Source organism: Ferrovibrio sp. MS7 (genome assembly GCF_038404985.1).
Classification (GTDB): domain Bacteria; phylum Pseudomonadota; class Alphaproteobacteria; order Ferrovibrionales; family Ferrovibrionaceae; genus Ferrovibrio; species Ferrovibrio plantarum.
Window position 1 is genome coordinate 1,861,762 of the sequence record NZ_JBBKBA010000001.1, and the last position, 19,283, is coordinate 1,881,044.

At 64.7% G+C, this 19,283-nt stretch carries 17 protein-coding genes; 5 read left to right on the forward strand and 12 right to left on the reverse strand.

The features are described from left to right. Positions 1–2 precede the first annotated feature (2 nt). Positions 3–827, forward strand: coding sequence for an SDR family oxidoreductase (locus tag V6B08_RS08895; RefSeq protein WP_341979798.1), 825 nt, complete (start codon positions 3–5; stop codon positions 825–827). A gap of 15 nt (positions 828–842) precedes the next feature. Here the strand turns inward: V6B08_RS08895 and V6B08_RS08900 are convergent, their stop codons facing one another. Together V6B08_RS08900 and ccrA are read right to left on the reverse strand one after the other, a co-directional pair. Next, positions 843–2,543 carry an acyl-CoA dehydrogenase family protein gene (locus V6B08_RS08900; RefSeq protein WP_341979800.1) on the reverse strand — a complete coding sequence of 567 codons (1,701 nt, stop codon included), beginning with the start codon at positions 2,541–2,543 and terminating at the stop codon, positions 843–845. Positions 2,544–2,624: 81 nt separating this feature from the next. Then, a complete protein-coding gene (ccrA, locus tag V6B08_RS08905; RefSeq protein ID WP_341979802.1) occupies positions 2,625–3,938 on the reverse strand; it encodes a crotonyl-CoA carboxylase/reductase in 1,314 nt (437 codons plus the stop codon). 220 nt (positions 3,939–4,158) lie between these two features. On the opposite strand from ccrA, the gene V6B08_RS08910 reads away from it, so the two are divergent. After that, positions 4,159–6,207: a methylmalonyl-CoA mutase family protein gene (locus V6B08_RS08910; protein WP_341979804.1), complete on the forward strand. Its 2,049-nt coding sequence runs from the start codon at positions 4,159–4,161 to the stop codon at positions 6,205–6,207. Positions 6,208–6,489: 282 nt separating this feature from the next. On the opposite strand, the gene V6B08_RS08915 is transcribed toward V6B08_RS08910, so the two are convergent. Then, on the reverse strand, positions 6,490–7,623 hold the full coding sequence (locus V6B08_RS08915) for a dienelactone hydrolase family protein (RefSeq protein ID WP_341979806.1): 1,134 nt from the start codon (positions 7,621–7,623) through the stop codon (positions 6,490–6,492). 248 nt (positions 7,624–7,871) lie between these two features. On the opposite strand from V6B08_RS08915, the gene trxA reads away from it, so the two are divergent. After that, positions 7,872–8,198, forward strand: a complete 327-nt coding sequence (trxA, locus tag V6B08_RS08920; RefSeq protein WP_341979809.1) for a thioredoxin TrxA — start codon at positions 7,872–7,874, stop codon at positions 8,196–8,198. Between the two features lie 8 nt (positions 8,199–8,206). On the opposite strand, the gene V6B08_RS08925 is transcribed toward trxA, so the two are convergent. Then, positions 8,207–9,514, reverse strand: coding sequence for a bifunctional folylpolyglutamate synthase/dihydrofolate synthase (locus V6B08_RS08925; RefSeq protein ID WP_341979811.1), 1,308 nt, complete (start codon positions 9,512–9,514; stop codon positions 8,207–8,209). A 73-nt stretch (positions 9,515–9,587) separates the two neighbouring features. Between V6B08_RS08925 and V6B08_RS08930 the strand changes: the two genes are divergently transcribed. Beyond that, positions 9,588–10,457: an AraC family transcriptional regulator gene (locus tag V6B08_RS08930; protein WP_341979813.1), complete on the forward strand. Its 870-nt coding sequence runs from the start codon at positions 9,588–9,590 to the stop codon at positions 10,455–10,457. 126 nt (positions 10,458–10,583) lie between these two features. Here the strand turns inward: V6B08_RS08930 and accD are convergent, their stop codons facing one another. The 7 genes from accD to V6B08_RS08965 form a co-directional block, all read right to left on the reverse strand. After that, entirely contained in the window at positions 10,584–11,522 is a 939-nt protein-coding gene (accD, locus tag V6B08_RS08935) for an acetyl-CoA carboxylase, carboxyltransferase subunit beta (protein WP_341979815.1), read from the reverse strand. A 37-nt stretch (positions 11,523–11,559) separates the two neighbouring features. Continuing rightward, the gene (trpA, locus tag V6B08_RS08940; protein WP_341979817.1) at positions 11,560–12,372 is read right to left on the reverse strand and encodes a tryptophan synthase subunit alpha; all 813 of its coding nucleotides are present in this window, start codon (positions 12,370–12,372) and stop codon (positions 11,560–11,562) included. A gap of 11 nt (positions 12,373–12,383) precedes the next feature. Continuing rightward, the gene (trpB, locus tag V6B08_RS08945; protein WP_341979819.1) at positions 12,384–13,595 is read right to left on the reverse strand and encodes a tryptophan synthase subunit beta; all 1,212 of its coding nucleotides are present in this window, start codon (positions 13,593–13,595) and stop codon (positions 12,384–12,386) included. Positions 13,596–13,606: 11 nt separating this feature from the next. Next, positions 13,607–14,251, reverse strand: coding sequence for a phosphoribosylanthranilate isomerase (locus V6B08_RS08950; protein WP_440588811.1), 645 nt, complete (start codon positions 14,249–14,251; stop codon positions 13,607–13,609). Beyond that, entirely contained in the window at positions 14,248–14,955 is a 708-nt protein-coding gene (pyrF, locus tag V6B08_RS08955; RefSeq protein ID WP_341979825.1) for an orotidine-5'-phosphate decarboxylase, read from the reverse strand. Before pyrF ends, V6B08_RS08950 begins: the two co-directional genes overlap by 4 nt. A gap of 107 nt (positions 14,956–15,062) precedes the next feature. Further along, complete coding sequence (locus V6B08_RS08960; RefSeq protein ID WP_341979827.1) at positions 15,063–15,821, reverse strand: SGNH/GDSL hydrolase family protein; 759 nt, start codon at positions 15,819–15,821, stop codon at positions 15,063–15,065. Between the two features lie 6 nt (positions 15,822–15,827). Further along, complete coding sequence (locus tag V6B08_RS08965; RefSeq protein WP_341979829.1) at positions 15,828–16,985, reverse strand: OpgC domain-containing protein; 1,158 nt, start codon at positions 16,983–16,985, stop codon at positions 15,828–15,830. 57 nt (positions 16,986–17,042) lie between these two features. Here V6B08_RS08965 and V6B08_RS08970 point away from each other — a divergent pair, with 57 nt between their 5' ends. Next, on the forward strand, positions 17,043–18,086 hold the full coding sequence (locus V6B08_RS08970) for a polysaccharide deacetylase family protein (RefSeq protein ID WP_341979831.1): 1,044 nt from the start codon (positions 17,043–17,045) through the stop codon (positions 18,084–18,086). Between the two features lie 191 nt (positions 18,087–18,277). Here the strand turns inward: V6B08_RS08970 and V6B08_RS08975 are convergent, their stop codons facing one another. Then, the gene (locus V6B08_RS08975) at positions 18,278–19,228 is read right to left on the reverse strand and encodes a sugar kinase (protein ID WP_341979833.1); all 951 of its coding nucleotides are present in this window, start codon (positions 19,226–19,228) and stop codon (positions 18,278–18,280) included. Positions 19,229–19,283 lie beyond the last annotated feature (55 nt).

Genomic DNA, 19,283 nt, shown 5'->3' on the forward strand with positions numbered 1-19,283 from the left:
GCATGACGACGCTCAAGGGCAAGACGCTGTTCATTACCGGCGCCAGCCGGGGCATTGGGCTGGCCATCGCTTTGCGCGCAGCCCGCGATGGCGCCAATATCGTCATTGCCGCGAAGACCACCGCGCCGCATCCCAAGCTGGCCGGCACCATCTACTCCGCCGCCGAGGCCATCGAGGCGGCCGGTGGCCAGGCCTTGCCGCTGGTGGTGGATGTGCGCGAGGAAGCGGTGGTGGAAGCCGCCATGGCGCAGGCTGCTGAACGCTTCGGCGGCATCGACATCCTGATCAACAACGCCTCCGCCATCAGCCTCACCGGCACGCTGGAAACGCCGATGAAGCGGTTCGACCTGATGCATCAGATCAATCTGCGCGGCACGTATCTGTGTTCGCAGAAGGCTTTGCCCTATCTGCTCAAGGCGCCGAACCCGCATATCCTCACCATGTCGCCGCCGCTCAATGTTGAGGAACGCTGGTTCGCGCCGCATGTCGCCTACACCATGGCGAAATTCGGCATGAGCCTCTGCGTGCTCGGCATGGCCGGCGAATTCCGCGACAAGGGCGTGGCGGTGAACGCGCTGTGGCCGCGCACCGCCGTCGATACCGATGCGATGAACGTGATCACCGGGCCGGATTTCCGCCGCCGCTGCCGCAAGCCGGAAATCCTCGCCGATGCCGCGCATGCGATCCTCACACGGCAGAGCAAATCCTGCACCGGCAATTTCTTCATCGATGATGACGTATTGCGCGAAGCCGGCGTCACCGACTTCGCCATCTACCGCCATGAAGGCGTGGCGGAGAAGGACCTGATCCCGGATTTCTTCGTCTGACGGCTGGCTCCAGGCTCAGCCGTTGCGCTGCTCCAGCAGGCGGCGGGCGATCACCTGCGCCTGAATTTCGGCGGCACCCTCGAAGATGTTGAGAATGCGCGCGTCGCACAGCACGCGGCTGATCGGGTATTCCTCGGCATAGCCGTTGCCGCCATGCACCTGTAGCGCATTATCGGCATTCGACCAGGCGACGCGGGCGGCGAGCAGCTTGGCCATGCCGGCTTCCAGGTCGCAGCGGCGGTCGGCATCCTTCTCGCGCGCGGCGAAATAGCTGAGCTGGCGCGCGAACATGGTTTCCACCACCATCCAGGCGATCTTGCCGTGCACGCGCGGGAAGGAATAGATCGGCTTGCCGAACTGCACCCGGTCAAGCGCGTATTTCATGCCGAGTTCGAGCGCGCATTGCGCCACGCCGAGCGCGCGGGCGGCGGTCTGGATGCGGGCCGACTCGAAGGTTTCCATCAACTGCTTGAAGCCCTGGCCCTCGCGGCCGCCGAGCAGGTTCCCGGCCTTCACCTTGAAGCCATCGAAGCCGATCTCGTATTCCTTCATGCCGCGATAGCCGAGCACCTTGATCTCGCCGCCGCTCATCCCTTCTGCGGGGAAGGGATTGGCATCGTCGCCGCGCGGCTTCTCGGCCAGCAGCATCGAGAGGCCCTTGTAGCCCGGCTCGCTCGGATCGGTGCGCACCAGCAGGGTCATCAGGTCGGTGCGCGCCGCGTGCGTGATCCAGGTCTTGTTGCCGGTGACTTCGTAGAAGTCGCCGTTCTTGATCGCGCGGGTGCGCAGGCTGCCGAGGTCGGAGCCGGTATTCGGTTCGGTGAACACGGCGGTGGGCAGGATTTCGCCCGAGGAAAGCTTCGGCAGCCAGTATTTCTTCTGCTCTTCCGTGCCGCCGCGCAGGATCAGCTCGCCGGCGATTTCGGTACGGGTGCCAAGGCTGCCAACGCCGATATAGCCGCGGCTGAGTTCTTCCGACACCACGCACATCGCGGTCTTGCCGAAGCCATGGCCGCCGTATTCTTCAGGAATGGTGAGGCCGAACACGCCCATCTCGGCCATTTCCAACACCACCGGCATCGGGATGAATTCATCCTTGCGGTGCCAGTCATGGGCAAACGGGATCACCTTGTCCTCGGCGAAGCGGCGGAACTGCTCGCGCACCATGGCGAGGGTCTCGTCCAGGCCGAGTTCGCCGAAATTGCCAGTGTTCAGGCTGTCGCTGATAAGCTGCGCGATGCGGCTGCGCACGGCGCTGTTGTTGCCGCCCTGCACCAGGGTCAGCACCGCCGGGATGCGGTAGGCGCCAAGCGCTTCCTGGGTCACGCCAAGGTCTTCCGGGCGGCAGATTTCCACCTGGCTCATGGCGATGCCGCCCTGAAGCTGGGCCAGGTATTCGCCGAAACCGGCCTGCAGGATCAGGCTTTCCAGTTCGCTCAGGCGGCCATCAGCCTGAAGCCGCTCGGCCCAGTGCAGCGTTTCCTTCATGGTCGCGGCATAGGTGGCGAACCACGACAGGCCATGGCAGGCGAACTGCTCTTCCTCAAGCCGCGCCGTATCGATGCGGCCATCGGCGCCGCGCACCAGCTGCGCCACCGCCGCCGTGGCTTGCGCCACCAGTTGCTCGGCGGCCCCCAGCGCTTCGCCGCAGGTGGCGAGCAGGTTGGGCAGCAGCAGGCTTTCAGGAGCAGCAGGCAGTTTGACGGCAGCGGACATGGCGGGCGGTCTTCGTTATGAGAGAGAAGCGTTGCATAAAGAGAACGGGGCGCGGCTTTGCGCCGCGCCCCGGCCTTCAGGTCAGTTGTTGCCGACCTCGATGGCGTCCTCGACGGTACGCAGGCCCGGCACCTTGGCCGAGACCAGCACCGCCATGTTGCCCGGCTTGTGCTGGTTCTTCCACATCTTGGTGTGGGCGCGCGGAATGTCGGCCCAGGAGAACACTTCCGACATGCAGGGATCGAGGCGGCGTTCGATCACCAGCTGGTTGGCCTGGCTGGCCTGCAGCAGGTTGGCGAAATGGCTGCCCTGGATGCGCTTCTGCCGCATCCACACGAAGCGCGCGTCGAAGGTGATGTTGAAGCCGGTGGTGCCGGCGCAGAACACCACCATGCCGCCGCGCTTGACGACGAAGCAGCTCACCGGGAAGGTCTGCTCGCCCGGATGCTCGAACACGAAATCGACATCGTTGCCCTTGCCGGTGATGTCCCAGATTGCCTTGCCGAAGGCACGGCACTTCTTCATGTACTCGGCGTATTTCTCGACATCGAGCACCGGCGGCAACTGGCCCCAGCAATCGAAGTCGTTGCGGTTGATTACGCCCTTGGCGCCCAGGCTCATCACGAAGTCGCGCTTCGATTCATCCGAGATGATGCCGATGGCATTGGCGCCGGAAATGGCGACAAGCTGGATCGCCATCGAGCCGAGGCCGCCGGCGGCGCCCCACACAAGCACGTTATGGCCCGGCCGCAGGATATGCGGGCGGTGGCCGAACAGCATGCGGTAGGCGGTGGCGAGCGTCAGCGTGTAGCAGGCGCTTTCTTCCCAGGTCAGGTGCTTCGGGCGCGGCATGAGCTGGCGCGACTGCACGCGAGCGAACTGGGCGAAGGAACCATCCGGCGTCTCGTAGCCCCAGATGCGCTGGGTCGGCGAGTTCATCGGATCGCCGCCATTGCATTCCTCGTCGTCGCCGTCGTCCTGGTTGCAATGGACGATGACTTCGTCGCCGACCTTCCAGCGCTTCACGCGGCGACCGACGGCGTAGACGATGCCCGACGCATCGGAGCCGGCGATGTGATACGGCGCCTTATGCACGTCGAAGGGCGAAATCGGCACGCCGAGGCCGGCCCAGACGCCGTTGTAGTTCACGCCCGCCGCCATCACCAGGATCAGCACTTCGTCGGCGTCGATCTCTGGCGTCGGCAATACTTCGAGCTGGAACGAATCTTCCGGCGGGCCGTGGCGCTCGCGCCGGATCGCCCAGCCATACATCTGCTTCGGCACATGGCCGAGCGGCGGAATCTCACCCACCTCGTAGAGGTCCTTGTAGCCACCCTTGACCGGCGTGCCATTGGAAGTCTGCAGCGTCACCACGGTCCCACCCGCATTGGACATGTTATTCTCCTTCACCGAGGTAACCCCTCGTCAGATCATCTTTGCCCCTGCCTGACCCGCCATAGGCGAGTGCAGGCGCTGCAATGCGATTGACATTTTTCGGCGGTGCCGCAAAAATGGCAAGTGCGTTTTGCAGTGCAGCGGAGGTTATGATATTTCCGTTGCAGGCCGCAAGGGGGCAATTTAATGTCCCAAAATCGAATCGCGACGGAATATTATTATGACGAAGCCCGTTGAAGCCTCTGCTGCTGCGCAACCCGTTCTTCGCACTAGCAAAAAGCCGGATTCTGCCGCCGCGGTCGAGAAACCTTGGCTTTTTCGCACCTATTCCGGGCATAGCTCGGCCAGTGCCTCGAACGAGCTTTACCGCACCAATCTGGGCCGCGGCCAGACCGGTTTGAGCGTCGCTTTCGACCTGCCGACCCAGACCGGCTACGATTCGGACCATGTGCTGGCGCGCGGCGAAGTCGGCAAGGTCGGCGTGCCGGTGGCGCATCTGGGTGACATGCGGGTGCTGTTCGACCAGATCCCGTTGGCCAAGATGAACACCTCCATGACCATCAACGCCCCGGCGGCCTGGCTGCTGGCGCTTTATATCGCGGTGGCCGAGGAGCAGGGCGCCAGCCGGGCCGAACTGAACGGCACGGTGCAGAACGACATCATCAAGGAATATCTCTCGCGCGGCACCTATATCTTCCCGCCGGCGGCCTCGATGCGGCTGATCACCGATGTGATCGCGTTTACCTATCGCGAGCTGCCGAAGTGGAACCCGACCAATGTGTGCAGCTATCACCTGCAGGAAGCCGGCGCGACGCCGGTGCAGGAACTGGCTTATGCGCTGGCGACCGGCATTGCCGTGCTCGATGCGGTGAAGGCCTCGGGCCAGGTGCCGCCGGAAGATTTCGCGCAGGCTTTCGGGCGCATCAGCTTTTTCGTCAATGCCGGCATCCGGTTCGTGACCGAAATCTGCAAGATGCGCGCCTTCGTCGATCTCTGGGAGGAGATCGGCCGCGAACGCTACGGCGTCACCGACGAGAAGGCTTTGCTGTTCCGCTACGGTGTGCAGGTGAATTCGCTCGGCCTCACCGAGCCGCAGCCGGAAAACAATGTCTACCGCATCCTGCTTGAGATGCTGGCGGTGGTGCTGTCGAAGAAGGCGCGTGCCCGCGCCGTGCAGTTGCCGGCCTGGAACGAAGCGCTGGGCCTGCCGCGTCCCTGGGATCAGCAATGGTCGCTGCGCCTGCAGCAGATCGTCGCCTATGAAACCGACCTCTTGGAATATGGCGACCTGTTCGATGGCAACCCGGCCATTGATGCCAAGGTGAGTGAATTGAAGGCTGCCGCGCGCGCCGAACTCAAGCGCATCGAGGATATGGGCGGCGCGATCCAGGCGGTCGAGAGCGGCTATCTCAAGCAGGCGCTGGTGGAGAGCAACACCAATCGCGTGCGCGGCATCGAAACCGGTGCGATCACCGTGGTTGGCGTCAACAAGTTCACCGAAAGCGCGCCGTCGCCGCTGGTGGCCTCCGAGGGCGGCGCCATCATGACCGTCGATCCTGCCGCCGAAGCTGAGCAGATCGAGCGGTTGAAGGCCTGGCGTGCACAGCGTGACCCGCAGGCAGTGGCGGCAGCCCTAAAAGAATTGGAAGCGGCGGCGCGCGAAGGGCGCAATATCATGGAGCCGAGCATTGCGGCGGCGAAGGCCGGCGTCACCACCGGTGAATGGGCCGGCTGCCTGCGTGGCGTGTTCGGTGAATACCGCGCGCCCACGGGTGTCGCGGCCTCCGCCAATGCTACCGCCGACGATGGCATGGATGAATTGCGTGCCGAAGTCGCCGCCGTGGCACGCCGGCTTGGCCGCCCGATCAAGCTGCTGGTCGGCAAGCCAGGGCTCGATGGCCATTCCAACGGTGCCGAGCAGATCGCGGTGAAGGCACGCGATTGCGGCATGGAAGTGGTCTATGAAGGCATCCGCCTGACGCCGGAACAGATCGTTTCGGCGGCGCTGGAAGAAGGCGTCCACCTTGTCGGCCTGTCGATCCTCTCTGGCTCCCATGTTGAGCTGGCAACCGATGTGATCGAGCGCATGCGCGCCGAAGGCATCGGCGACGTGCCGGTGGTGGTCGGCGGCATCATCCCGCCAGAGGATGAGCGCAAGCTGCGCGCAGCCGGCATCGCCGCCGTATTCACGCCGAAGGACTTCAACCTGACGCAGATCATGCGCGCCATCGCCCAACTGGTCGACACGACCTATTCCAAGGCGGCTTGAATAGAATGACTCGTGAATGCCCCCGCCAAGCCGGGGCATTCACGTGCTGCTTTATCCTCCAAACCGCACGTCACCGCCGGGCTTGACCCGGCAATGACGACGGGGGTGGGGCATGCCCGCCACACATTCCCACGTCATCCCCGGGCTTGACCCGGGGATCTCATGCCATTCTTGATCACCAGCCTGAGATGCGCGGATCAAGTCCGCGCATGACGAGAAGGAAGGCGCAACAAAAAAGCCCAGGGCTTGCCTGGGCTTTTTTGTTTGAGCCGAAACGGCAACTCAGTTGATCGGGGTGCCTTCTTCCATCGGCGGCAGGTCGATCATGCCGGCTTCGGCCTTGGCCTCTTCCGGGGTCAGGTCGGCATCGGCAGCCGGGGTAGCAGCGGCGGCTGCCGCCGGGCTGGCCTGCACATTGCCGAGTTCGTCGGCGATGGTGAAGGCGCGGATCGGCAGCGTGTCCTTTTCCGGCACCATCGGCGCCAGGGCGAGGTCGAGTTCGATCGGCTTATCCAGCAGGCCACGGTCGGTGCCGAGATGGCGCTCGAAGAAATCCGTGGTGCGGGCGATGGAATCATCCTTGGCGGCGCCTTTGAAGGCATGACCTTCGCCGTTGTAGATTTTCATCTCGTAATCGGCGCCGACATCCTTGAGCAGGCTTTCCAGCTCATGCGCCTTGCGCACCGGCACGATGCGGTCGCGGTCGCCATGCAGCACCAGGGTCGGCGGCATGCGGTCGATGCCCTTGCGCTGCACTTCCGCCGGCATGGCGCCGAACATGTTCACCACCGCCTGCACGCGGGCATCGCGGCTGCCGAGGCTCAGGGCATGGAAGCCGCCGAGCGAGAGGCCGAACACGCCGATCTTGTCGCTGTCGACATAGCCGAGCTTGGAGACATAGGAGATCGCCGAGGCGATTACCTTCTCGCGCTGCTCATGCAGGGCGGGCGATGCCTTGCGGGCCTCGGAGAGGCCGTCGAAATAATGCACCACGAAGGCGGAGATGCCGCGATCGGCCAGGGCCTTCGCCTGCGGGTAGAATAGCGAGCCGTCGCCAAGGCCATGCGAGCCATGCAGGATCAGCACGGCGGGGGCCTTGCCGGCATAGCCGAGCAGGGAGGTGTCACCCTTGATGATATCCACCCGCACCCAGCGACCGTCGATCATGAAGCCATCGCCGCGCGCCTGGGCGGCGGCGCGGGCCGGCTCGGCATTCTTCTGCTTGCGCTGCTTCGGCGCCGCCTTGGCCGGTTGTGCCTTGGCGGTCTGGGTGGTTTTCTCGGTCTGCTTGTGTGTACGCGGCTGGCCCGAGGCGCTCCAAGGGGTGAGCGCCAGGGCCGGTAGGGCGCCCAGGGCAAACGCCACCGCAGTGATGCGGTGAAAGCGTCGTAGCGTCGCAGCCAAGCCCAAGGCCATTAACTCCCCCGTTAACCCCCTGTTTACCCTAACCGGATAGCCTAGGACCATCCGGTGTTACAAACTGTAACGACCGCAGCCGGGCTTGTCACCCCTTAAATCGCATAAAAATTCCGCCCGATTCGTTAATCGGAACATGGGGTTGACTCAACATACTGTGGCTGCTTGACGCTCCCCGGCCACCTCCCTACCTTATTTGCGACCAGCGGCCCACAAACGGGACCGCGCCAGAATAAGGAACCACTCCCATGTCCGCCGCGACGACCAAGGTGACCGACGACTCTTTCGAGACCGATGTGCTCAAGGCCTCGGGCCCGGTGCTGGTCGATTTCTGGGCTGAGTGGTGCGGCCCGTGCCGCCAGATCGCCCCGGCGCTGGACGAAATCGCGCAGGAGATGGGCGGCAAGCTCACCGTCGCCAAGGTGAATATCGATGAGAACCCGACCACCCCGACCAAGCTAGGCGTGCGCGGCATCCCGACCCTGATCCTGTTCAAGGATGGCAAGCCGGTGGCGACCAAGATCGGCGCCATGCCGAAAAGCCGCCTGGTCGAGTGGATCAATTCGTCGATCTAAGGCGATACCTACGAGTTGCGGGCCAGCACCTGGCCCGCCAGATACAGAGAGCCGGCGACGAGAAATCGCGCCGGCTCTTTTTGTGTGTGCAGGCCCGAGAGGAAGCGCAGCGCCTCGGCGGCATTGGTGGCCGGCCAGGTGCTCAGGCCCTCGGCCAACGCGATGCGAGCCAGATCCTCCGCCGTCAGACTATTGGCCTCGCCGGGAATGGGGATAGTGGCGGCGGCGGCGATATGGGGCCTTAAGGGGCGCAGGAAGCCGCCCGGCTCCTTGGTGTTGAGCATGCCGGCCACCAGATAGGTGCGCCGCCGCGTCGCCGGATCGGCATGCCATTGCCGCAGCATCGCCGCCAGCGCCTCGCCGGCCATCGGGTTATGGCCGCCATCGAGCCAGAGTTCGGCATCCGGCGGCAGCAGGTCGAGCAACGGGCCCTGGGTCAGGCGCTGCAATCGCGCCGGCCATTCCACGGCACGCAAACCCGTCGCGATGGCGGCTTCGGGCAGCTTCAATTGCAGGGCGCAGGCAATCGCCGTGCCGGCATTCTCGATCTGGTGTGGACCGGGCAGGGCCGGGCGCGGCAGGCGCAGATGCTGCGTATTGCTGTGCCACGCGAGGCCGTCGCGTGTTGCCGCTACCTGCCATTCATGGCCATGGCGCAAGAGCGGCGCCTGCAATTGGGCGGCGCGTGTCTCCAGCACGCGGGCCGCTGCCGCGCGCTGCGGCCCGACCACGCAAGGCACACCGGGCTTGAGGATGCCGGCTTTCTCAAACGCGATCTTTTCCAGCGTGTCGCCGAGGAAAGCGATGTGATCCATGCCGATGGGGGTGATGGCGGTCAGCGCCGGCTGCGGCACCAGGTTGGTGGCATCCAGCCGACCGCCGAGCCCGGTTTCCAGCAGCACCAGATCGGCGGGCTCCTCGGCGAAGGCGCGGAAGGCGGCTGCCGTGGTGATCTCGAAGAAGGTGATCGGTGCCTCGCCGTTGATGCGTTCGAGGTCGCTGAGCAAGGCCTGTAGCCGCTCCTCCTCGATCAGCCTGCCATTCAGCCGGATACGCTCGTGGAAGCGCACCAGATGCGGCGAGATATAGGCATGCACGCGCAAGCCGGCGGCTTCCGCCATGGCCCGCAGATAGGCGACCAGCGAGCCCTTGCCATTGGTGCCGGCGACATGCACCACCGGCGGCAGTTTCAACTGCGGATCGCCGAGCTTGCGCATCAACCCGGCGACGCGGTCGAGCGACAGGTCGATCACCTTCGGGTGCAGCGCCATCAGGCGTTTCAGGATGGCATCGGATGGCAGGGCAGACGGGACCACGCGAACTCCGCAAGATTTATCAATCGCGGCCATGATACTGGTTTAGCGTTCTCGCCGCAGCAGGGATGCCCGCATGTCCGACCCGCTTTTCAGTACCACAGACCAGGCCGGCTATGTCCGCCGCTTCACGCGGGTGACGGAATATATCTACGCCCATCTCGATGCCGAACTCGACCTTGCCATCCTGGCCGAGGTGGCGGCGCTGTCACCCTGGCATTGGCACCGCATCTGGCAGGCGGTCTATGGCGAATCCGTGGTGCAGACGGTGAAGCGCCTGCGCCTGCAGCGCGCCGCCGCCGATCTGGTGCATAGCCCGATGCCACTCGACGATGTGTGGCCGCGCGCCGGCTATGGCAGCGCCGCCGCCTTCAACCGCGCTTTCAAGGAAGCCTATGGCCTGCCGCCGGCGGAATACCGCAAGAGCGGCAGCCACACCCGCTTCAACCTGCAATTCGCGCCCAAGGGAGTCGTTGCCATGCATGATGTGTCGATCCGCAAGCTCAGCCCCGCCATGCTCGCCGTGGTACCGCATCGCGGCTCTTACATGGAAATCGGCCGTGCCTTCGAAACCCTGTTCGGCGTGCTCGGCGCGCGCGGGCTGCTGCGGCCCGGGCTGTGCATGAAGGGATTGTATTACTCCGACCCGACCTCGGTGCCGGAAGCCGAGTTGCGCTCGGCGGCAGGCATTGTCATTCCCGATGCCGGCTTTCCGGTGGAGGCGCCGCTTGAGCGCGCCGAATTGCGCGGCGGCGAGTATGCCGTGCTGCGCCACAAGGGACCGTATTCCGACATGCGGCCGGCCTATGACTGGCTGTTCGGCACCTGGCTGGTGCAATCGGGCCGCGAGGCCGCCGATGCGCCGGTCTTCGAGGATTACCTGAACAACCCGCGCGAAGTGCCGCCGACCGAATTGCTCACGGATATCTGCCTGCCGCTGAAGTGAGCGGCGCAATGCCCCATCGTCATGCCCGGGCTCGACCCGGGCATCTCAGGCCAAATAGAGAAAGATGCCCGGGTCGAGCCCGGGCATGACGAGTGTATAAAAACGGCTGTGGAAACTAATCCAGGATCAACGCGGCCGGATGGCGCCGTGCGGGATTTCGCCGGTCGGCGGCACGTCGAGGCCCGGGCGCGGCAGGGCCACCACGTCGGCCTTGGTCACCGGCTCCAGCAGCAGCGACACGATGCGGCCCAATGTCTCACGCAGCTTGTGGCGATGCACCACCTGGTCCAGCATGCCATGGTCCAGCAGGTATTCGGCGCGCTGGAAGCCTTCCGGCAGGGTCTCGCGGATGGTCTGCTCGATCACGCGCGGGCCGGCGAAACCGATCAGCGCGCCGGGTTCGGCGATCTGAATGTCGCCAAGCATGGCATAGGAAGCAGTGACGCCGCCGGTGGTCGGATCGGTCAACACCACGATGAAGGGCAGATGCGCCTCGCGCAGGCGCTGCACGGCAATCACCGTGCGCGGCATCTGCATCAGGCTGAGGATGCCTTCCTGCATGCGGGCACCGCCGGCAGCGGCGAACACGATCAGCGCCGCGCGCTGGCTCACCGCCAGCGTCGCCGCCGCGATCAAGGCCTCGCCGGCCGCCATGCCCATGGAACCGCCCATGAAGGCGAAATTCTGCACCGCGACGACCACGTCCTTCTTCTGCAGCGTGCCATGCGCCACCACGATGGCATCGCGCAAAGCCGTCTTGTTGCGCGCATCCTTCAGGCGGTCGGGATACTTCTTCTGGTCGCGGAAGCTTAAGGGATCCTGGATCACGTCCGGCAATTCGATGGTCTGGTATTCGCCGTCATCGAACAGCGCGGCGAAACGCTCCTTCGAGCCGATGCGCATGTGATGGTCGCATTTCGGGCAGACATGCTGATTCTCCTCCACTTCCTTGGAGTAGATCATCTGGCCGCAGGCCGGGCATTTGCGCCACAGGTTGTCGGGCGTGTCCTTCTTCCGCGTCATCTCGCGGATCTTCGGCAGCACCGTGCGTGTTAACCAGTTCATGGGCGCGTCAACCAGTTCATAGCGTTACTCCCTCAGATCACTTGCGCGCGGTGCGCACGGCGTCGCCGAGCTCCCGCACCAGCGCCAGCACATGCGCCGCCGGGTCGATGCCCTTAACTTGGGCTTCCGCCACCCGTTCGACAAGGGCCGAGCCGACGACGGCGGCATCCGCCGCGCGGGCGATTTCGGCGGCGCGCTGGCCGTCGCGGATGCCGAAGCCGACGCCGATGGGCAGCTTGGTATGCTTGCGCAGGCGGTTCACGGCAGCGGCCACCGCGCTGGCATCGGGCGCGGCGGCGCCGGTGATGCCAGCAATCGAGACGTAGTAGAGGAAGCCCGATGTGTTGGCCAGCACGGCGGGCATGCGCTTGTCGTCCGTCGTCGGCGTCGCCAGCCGGATGAAATGCAGCCCGGCCTGGATCGCCGGCAGGCAGAGTTCATCGTCTTCCTCGGGCGGCAGGTCAACCACGATCAGGCCATCGACGCCGGCTTCCTTGGCATCTTTCAGGAAGGCATCGACGCCATAGGCGGAGATCGGGTTGAAATAGCCCATCAGCACGATCGGCGTGGCGTTATCCGTCTTGCGGAAGCCGCGCACCAATTGCAGCGTCTTGCGCAAAGTGGCGCCATTGGCCAGCGCACGCAGATTGGCGGCCTGAATCGAGGGGCCATCGGCCATCGGATCGGTGAAGGGTACGCCAAGTTCGATTACATCGGCGCCAGCCGAGGGCAGGCCGGCCAGCAGCCGGGCACAGGTGTCGTGGTCGGGATCGCCGGCAGTGATGAAGGTGATCAGGCCGGCGCGGCCTTCGGCTTTCAGGGCTTGGAAACGGGCGTCGATACGGCTCACGGCAGGCTTCCTTAGAGAGTGACGCCAAGCGCGCGGGCGACGGTGAACACATCCTTGTCGCCGCGGCCGCACAGATTCATCACCATCAGGTGATCCTTGGGCAGGGTCGGCGCCCATTTGATGACATGCGCCAGCGCATGCGAGGGTTCCAGCGCCGGGATGATGCCCTCAAGCCGCGAGCAGAGCTGGAACGCATCCAGTGCCTCGCGGTCAGTGGCCGAGACGTATTGCACGCGGCCGACATCATGCAGCCAGGCATGTTCCGGGCCGATGCCGGGATAGTCGAGGCCGGCGGAAATCGAATGCGCCTCGGTGATCTGGCCATCCGCATCCTGCAGCAGGAAGGTGCGGTTGCCATGCAGCACGCCCGGCACGCCGCGCGCCAGCGATGCTGCATGCTTCTCGGTATCGAGGCCTTCGCCGGCTGCTTCCACGGCGTGGATCTCGACATCCGGATCGTCCAGGAAGGGATGGAACAGGCCGATGGCGTTGGAGCCGCCGCCGATGCAGGCAACCAGGCTGTCGGGCAGGCGGCCTTCCTTCCGCATCATCTGCTCGCGGGTCTCGCGGCCGATCACCGACTGGAAATCGCGCACCAGGGCCGGATAGGGATGCGGGCCGGCTGCCGTGCCTATGATGTAGAACGTGTCATGCACGTTGGTCACCCAGTCGCGCAGCGCTTCGTTCATCGCATCCTTGAGCGTGCGCGAGCCAGACGTGACCGGGCGCACTTCGGCACCCAGCAGCTTCATGCGGAACACGTTCGGTGCCTGGCGCTCGATATCGGTCTCGCCCATGTAGACCACGCAGGGCAGGCCGAAGCGGGCGGCGACCGTGGCGGTAGCGACGCCATGCTGGCCGGCGCCGGTCTCGGCAATGATGCGCTTCTTGCCCATGCGCTTGGCCAGCAGGATCTGGCCAATGCAATTGTTGATCTTGTGCGCGCCGGTATGGTTCAGCTCGTCGCGCTTGAAATAGATCTTGGCGCCACCAAGATGCTCGGTCATGCGCTCGGCGTAGTAAAGCGGGCTCGGCCGGCCGACATAATCGGTGAGGAAGTAATCCATCTCCGCCTTGAAGGCGGGATCGTTCTTGGCGGCGGTGTATTCGCGCTCCAGGTCGAGGATCAGCGGCATCAGCGTCTCGGCGACGAAGCGGCCACCGAAGATGCCGAAATGGCCACGTTCATCGGGGCCGGAGCGATAGGAATTCAGCGCGGTCATGCGTTCAGTCCTTATAGGCGAAAAGCGGTATCGAGGAAGGCGCGGATCTTGGCCGGGTCTTTCTTGCCCGGCGCGCTTTCCACGCCAGACGAGACATCCACGGCCGTAGCGCCGGAGCGGCGCACGGCTTCCTCGAGATTGTCAGGAGTCAGGCCGCCGGAAAGCAGCCAGGGGCGCTTGAAGCTCTTGCCTTTCAGCATATCCCAGTCGAAAGCCTGGCCGTTGCCGCCAGGCCGCGTCGCGCCCTTCGGCGGACAGGCATCGAACAGCAGCCAGTCGACGATATCCTCGTATTCGCGCGCCTTCTCGATGTCGGCCGGCGTGCTCACCTTGATCGCCTTGATGATCGGCAGGCCGAAATAGATGGTGATGGCGCGGCAGCGTTCCGGCGTCTCGTCACCATGCAATTGCAGCAGGTCGAGCCGCGCCTTGCCGAGGATGGCATCGAGCTGGTCGTTGCTCGGATCGACGAACAGGCCGACCCGATCAGTGCCGCTGGGTACTTCGTTGAGCAGGGAAACCGCCGCTTCGAGGCCGAGATTGCGCGGCGAGGGCGGGAAGAACACGAAGCCGAGCATGTCGGCCTCGAATTCCAGCGCGGTCTCCAGCGCGACTGGATCGGTGATGCCGCAGATTTTGGTGAACAGGGCCATCAGGCAATCCCGGCGATTTCCTGCGCGATGGCACGCGCGGCGGCATCGGGGTCGGCGGCTTCGGTGATCGGGCGGCCGATCACCAGATGGTCGGCGCCGAGCTTCAGCGCATCGGCCGGGCCCATCACGCGCTTCTGGTCGCCGGCAGCACTGCCCTTCGGCCGGATGCCGGGTACCACCAGCTTGAAGTCCGGGCCGCAGGCTTCGCGCAGCAGGGCGATTTCGGTGGCGGCGCAGATCACGCCGGTGGCGCCATTGGCCTGGGCCAGTTTGGCCAGCCGCACCACATGCGCCGAAACGTCGCCGCCCAGCCCAACAGCCTCCAGGTCGGCAGCATCCAGCGAGGTCAGCACCGTCACGGCCAGGATTTGCGGCTTCTGCCGGCTGGAGGCGGCGGCCTCCACGGCGGCACGGATCATCGCAGCCCCACCCGAGGCATGCACGGTGACGAACATCGGCCCCATGCCGGCGGCGGCCGAGCGGATGGCGCCGGCCACGGTGTTGGGGATGTCGTGGAATTTGAGGTCGAGGAATAGCGGCGCACCGGTGGGCAGGATGGCGCGCACCTCGGTCGGGCCGTGGGCGGTGAAGAATTCCTTGCCCAGCTTGACGCCGAAGCCGGCGGCAGTCGCGGCACGGGCGCAGCGGGCGGCATAGGCCAGCTCGGTGGTGTCGATGGCGCAGAAAACGGGAGTTTGGCGGGTCATAGCCGGGCTTATACTAAAAAGCGGCCCCCGAGTCTGCCCTTTTGGCCCCGGAAAATTGGCCTGCGAAAACCGCCTCAGTGACCGGAAAAAACGGCTCAAACAAGGGGTTAACGCGCCGGCAGGGCCACCGCGCGGCGGATCATTTCCGCCAGTTGCTGCGCCAGGCAGCCATTCATCGTTTCAGCCTCGCGCATCTGGGTTTCCTGGCTCTTGGCCTGCAGGTCGAAGATCTCGTTCTCGGCCCAGAACTGCATCATGTCGTGGCGCGGGAAAACCGGCACGCCCTCGCTGTCGCCAACCCAGTTCATCATCTGGTCGAAGCGCTCGGTATCCACCATGGGCGAGAGCCGGGCGCGGTATTGCGGCGCGATCAGGATGGTGTCGATGCCGGCGGCACGCAGCCGGCGCAGGCCGTCGCTGAGGCTTTCCGCGAAACTGTTCGGATCGGTCTGGCGCGCGGCTTCCACGTTGCCGGTCTGCCAGATCAGCAGGTCGGGCTTGGCCGGCACGACTTCAGCGGCGATGCGCTTCTGCATCTGCGTGGTCGATTGCATCCGCAGCGACAGGTTGTCGATGCTGAACTGTTTGCCGGGAAAACGCATCTGCAGCGCATCGGGCAGGCCGGCGACATAGGTGCGCGCCAAGCCGCCGGTATCGTGTTTCAATGACGACGACGTGCCCAGCACCACGATGCGGATCTCGCTGCGGGCCTTGAGTGCCTTGGCCAGATTTTTCAGCGGCGCATCGACGAAGCGCAGGCTGTCGGGCAGCGTGCAGCGTTCCTTCGGCTCGGTATTCGCGCTGGTCTGTGCCGCACCGGGCAGGGCGGGAAGCAACAGCAGCAGTATCAGCAGCAGGCATCTCATGGCCGGTCAGTCCCCGCCGGCCGGCACGCGGGTTTTGCCTCCGCGCGGCGCCGAACCGGCTTTTTCAGTATCTGTATACCAAGTCAGCAGATAGGCAAGCGCCACCATCATGCCCATGCCGACCAGGCTGACCAGGAATTGCGCCGGCAGGCTGGGGCTGATTTCCACCAGCACGAATTGCGCGGCGAAGGAGAGGAAGATGCTGGCGCAGAACACGTCCAGGGAATGTTTGCCGCAGAGCAGCACCGGGCGGGCCAGACGGGAGGACAGGAAGGCGGCATGCGGCGATACCAACCGCACCACCAGATAGGCCTGGGCGAGGAAATGCAGCAAGCGCAACAAATCCAGTTCGGTCTTGTCGATGGGGTAAAGCATCCGGCGCAGCCAGTGCGGCACATACTGGCTCCACGGCGGGTAGAGCCAGGTACAGACGATGGCGAAGGCGAACAGCAGGTAGAGGCCGGCGGCCCAGCTTGTCAGCCCAGCCGGCAGCCGCCGCCAGGGCGCGGCATTGCGGTGCATGGCGCACCAGGCGCCGATCAGGAACAGGAACTGCCAGGCCAGCGGATTGAAGAACCAGCCGCCTTCCGGATAGGCCGGCAGGTTCCAGTGCCATTGCTGTACGCCGAACCAGAGCAGGAAGCTCGCCGCCATCAGTGTTTTCGGCCAGCGTTTCAGCAGCGGCAGCAGCAACGGGAAAACCAGCAGCAGCGCGATATACATCGGCAGCACATCCATGTTCGCCGGCTTGAACTTCAGCAGCAGCGCCTGCAGCATCAGGATATGCGGATGCTCGAACAATTCCGCGATGCCCATTTCCTCGGCGAAGGCCGGGTTGAAACGGTCGGCGACATAGGCGATATGCGCCACGAACACCATGAACAGGAAGATATGCGCGGTGTAGATCTGCCAAACGCGACGGCCGATGCGCGCGGCGGTGACGGTCCAGCCGACGCGCTCGGGCAGGGCGCCGAAGGCCAGCATCACCGAATAGCCGGAAATGAACACGAAGATTTCGGTGGCGTCGGAAAAGCCGTAATTGCGGTTGCTGATCCAGCTCACCACATTGCCGGGAATATGGTTGAGGAAGATGAACAGCAACGCCAGGCCGCGGAAGAAATCCAGCCTGAGATCGCGTTCCGCCTTGCCTTCCACTCCCGCCATCAAAAGCCCCTGCAGCCTCCCTGGCGGGTAGTATGGGAAATCGCTAGACTGGGCGCAATGCGCAAAACCCTCACATACCTCGCCCTGCTGCTGCCCGTTCTGGTGGGCGTGCCTGGGCCATCCCACGCTGCCGACCATGCCGCCCCCCATGCCTCGGTGCTGATGTATCATCGCTTTGGCGAGAACCGCATCCCGTCCACCAATATCCGGCTGGAGCAGTTCGAGGCGCATCTGGCGGAACTCACGTCGGGCGCCTACCGCGTGCTGCCACTGTCCGAAATCGTGGCGAAGCTGAAAAAAGGTGAGCCTTTGCCCGACCGCGCCGTCGCCATCACCGCCGACGACGCCTATCTCTCGATTGCCACCGAAGGCTGGCCGCGCCTGAAGAAAGCCGGGCTGCCCTTCACGCTGTTCGTCGCCACCGAGCCGGTAACGAGCAAGATAAAGGGCTACATGACCTGGGACGATGTGCGGCGGCTCCGCGATGAAGGCGTCACCATCGGCGCCCATGGCCACACGCATCTGTCGCTGCCCTCGCTCACCCCCGATGGCATCCGCAAGGACCTCGACACCTCGATGCAATTGTTCGAGAAGGAACTGGGCGAGAAGCCATCGTTGTTTGCCTATCCGTTTGGCGAATGGGATGCCAAGAGCCTGGAGATCGTGAAGGGCATGGGCTATGCGGTGGCGTTCGGCCAGCATTCCGGCTCGATGCATGCGCGCAACGATTTCTTCTGGATGCCGCGCTTCCCGATGAACGAGACATTCGGCTCCATCGAGCGCCTGCGTCAGGCGCTGAATTCCCTGCCGCTGCCGGTCAGCGATGTCGAGCCGAAAGATGTGCTGGTGAAACTCGGCCAGACGCCCAATCCGCCGACGCTGCGTTTCACCGTCGACCCGGAGGTCGAGCGGCTGAACCAGATGGTCTGCTACACCTCGGAAGGCAAGGCGATTACGCCCAAGCTGATTGCTGAGCGGCGCTATGAAATGCACGCCCCGGCGCCGCTGCAGCCGCCGCGTGACCGCATTTCCTGCTCGGTGCCAAGCAAGGAGCGTGGCCGCTTCCGCTGGTTCGGCATCCAGTTCACGGTGGTGAAGTAAGCTCAAAAACGGACTCGTGGATGCCCCGGCCAAGCCGGGGCATGACGGCCCAACTAATAAGTCGTCATGCGCGGACTTGATCCGCGCATCTCATGGAGCATCGGCATAAGATCCCCGGATCAAGCCCGGGGATGACGAGGTTTGTTTTCAGTGTCATGCCCTGCGAAGGCAGGGCATCCACGAGTGGTTTTTTAGAACTTTTCCGGCTTCGGGCTGCCGACCGAGCGGAAGAATTCCTCTACCGCCGCACGGCGCGGGATCGGGCCGACGGCGCCAAAGCCGATGGTGGTGAGCGCCGCTGCCGTGTTGGCATAGGCGGCGGCTTCCGGCGGGCTGGCGCCGCGCGCGATTTCGGCCAGGAAGGCGCCGTCGAAACAGTCGCCGGCACCGGTGGCATCCACACTCGGCACGCTGTGGCCCGGCACGCGCCAGCGGCTGCCATCGCCTAAGCGCAGCAGCACGCCGGCAGCACCGCATTTCAGCACCACCAGGGCGCCGCCGAGTTGATGATAGAAATCCAGGATCGCTTCCGGCTGCTCCAGGCCGCACAGCGCGCGGGCATCCTCCAGGCTCGGCAGCAGGATATCGGCGAGTTTCGCGGCGCGGTGGGTTTCTTCGCGCGCCTGCTCGATGGGCCAGAGCTTGAGCCGCAGGTTGGTATCGAAGGAAACGCGGCGGCCAAGCTTCCTGGCCTCCGCCATGGCGGCGAAGCTGGTGGCGCGCAGGTCGGCCGAAACGCCCAGGCTGATGCCGGAAACATGCAGGATGGCGGCGCTGGCAATGCTGCCCGGCGGCAGGTCGGCGGGCAGCATGCGGCTGGCCGCCGAGCCCTTGCGGTAATAGCTGAAGGTGTGGCCGGCCTTGCCATGGGTGACGAAATAGATGCCGGTCGGTGCGTCAGCACGCTGTGCCACGCCGCTGGTATCGACGCCCTCGCGCTGCCACAGGTCGAGCAGCAGGGCGCCGAAGGGATCGGCGCCGACCAGGGTGAGATAGCCGACCCGGGCGCCCTGGCGTGCCGCCGCGATGGCGCAGTTCGAGGTATCGCCACCATAGTCGCGCAAATACTGGTCGCTGTCCGAGCCGCCGGTCTGGTTGAACTCGACCATCGCCTCGCCCAGGCACAGAATGTCCAGGTTCATACCGGCCTCCCGGCTTCCTTCCTAGCCCAATCAGTAGCTTAGGGGCAACCGGTTT

Excerpts from the sequence above, each read along its gene's own strand:
- V6B08_RS08975 (WP_341979833.1), bottom strand. The coding sequence starts at position 19,228 with ATGAACCTGGACATTCTGTGCCTGGGCGAGGCGATGGTCGAGTTCAAC.
- V6B08_RS08910 (WP_341979804.1), top strand. The coding sequence starts at position 4,159 with ATGACGAAGCCCGTTGAAGCCTCTGCTGCTGCGCAACCCGTTCTTCGC.
- V6B08_RS08930 (WP_341979813.1), top strand. The coding sequence starts at position 9,588 with ATGTCCGACCCGCTTTTCAGTACCACAGACCAGGCCGGCTATGTCCGC.
- ccrA (WP_341979802.1), bottom strand. The coding sequence starts at position 3,938 with ATGTCCAATGCGGGTGGGACCGTGGTGACGCTGCAGACTTCCAATGGC.
- V6B08_RS08960 (WP_341979827.1), bottom strand. The coding sequence starts at position 15,821 with ATGAGATGCCTGCTGCTGATACTGCTGCTGTTGCTTCCCGCCCTGCCC.
- V6B08_RS08965 (WP_341979829.1), bottom strand. The coding sequence starts at position 16,985 with ATGGCGGGAGTGGAAGGCAAGGCGGAACGCGATCTCAGGCTGGATTTC.
- accD (WP_341979815.1), bottom strand. The coding sequence starts at position 11,522 with ATGAACTGGTTAACACGCACGGTGCTGCCGAAGATCCGCGAGATGACG.
- pyrF (WP_341979825.1), bottom strand. The coding sequence starts at position 14,955 with ATGACCCGCCAAACTCCCGTTTTCTGCGCCATCGACACCACCGAGCTG.
- trpB (WP_341979819.1), bottom strand. The coding sequence starts at position 13,595 with ATGACCGCGCTGAATTCCTATCGCTCCGGCCCCGATGAACGTGGCCAT.
- V6B08_RS08895 (WP_341979798.1), top strand. The coding sequence starts at position 3 with ATGACGACGCTCAAGGGCAAGACGCTGTTCATTACCGGCGCCAGCCGG.
- V6B08_RS08900 (WP_341979800.1), bottom strand. The coding sequence starts at position 2,543 with ATGTCCGCTGCCGTCAAACTGCCTGCTGCTCCTGAAAGCCTGCTGCTG.
- V6B08_RS08970 (WP_341979831.1), top strand. The coding sequence starts at position 17,043 with ATGCGCAAAACCCTCACATACCTCGCCCTGCTGCTGCCCGTTCTGGTG.
- trxA (WP_341979809.1), top strand. The coding sequence starts at position 7,872 with ATGTCCGCCGCGACGACCAAGGTGACCGACGACTCTTTCGAGACCGAT.
- V6B08_RS08915 (WP_341979806.1), bottom strand. The coding sequence starts at position 7,623 with ATGGCCTTGGGCTTGGCTGCGACGCTACGACGCTTTCACCGCATCACT.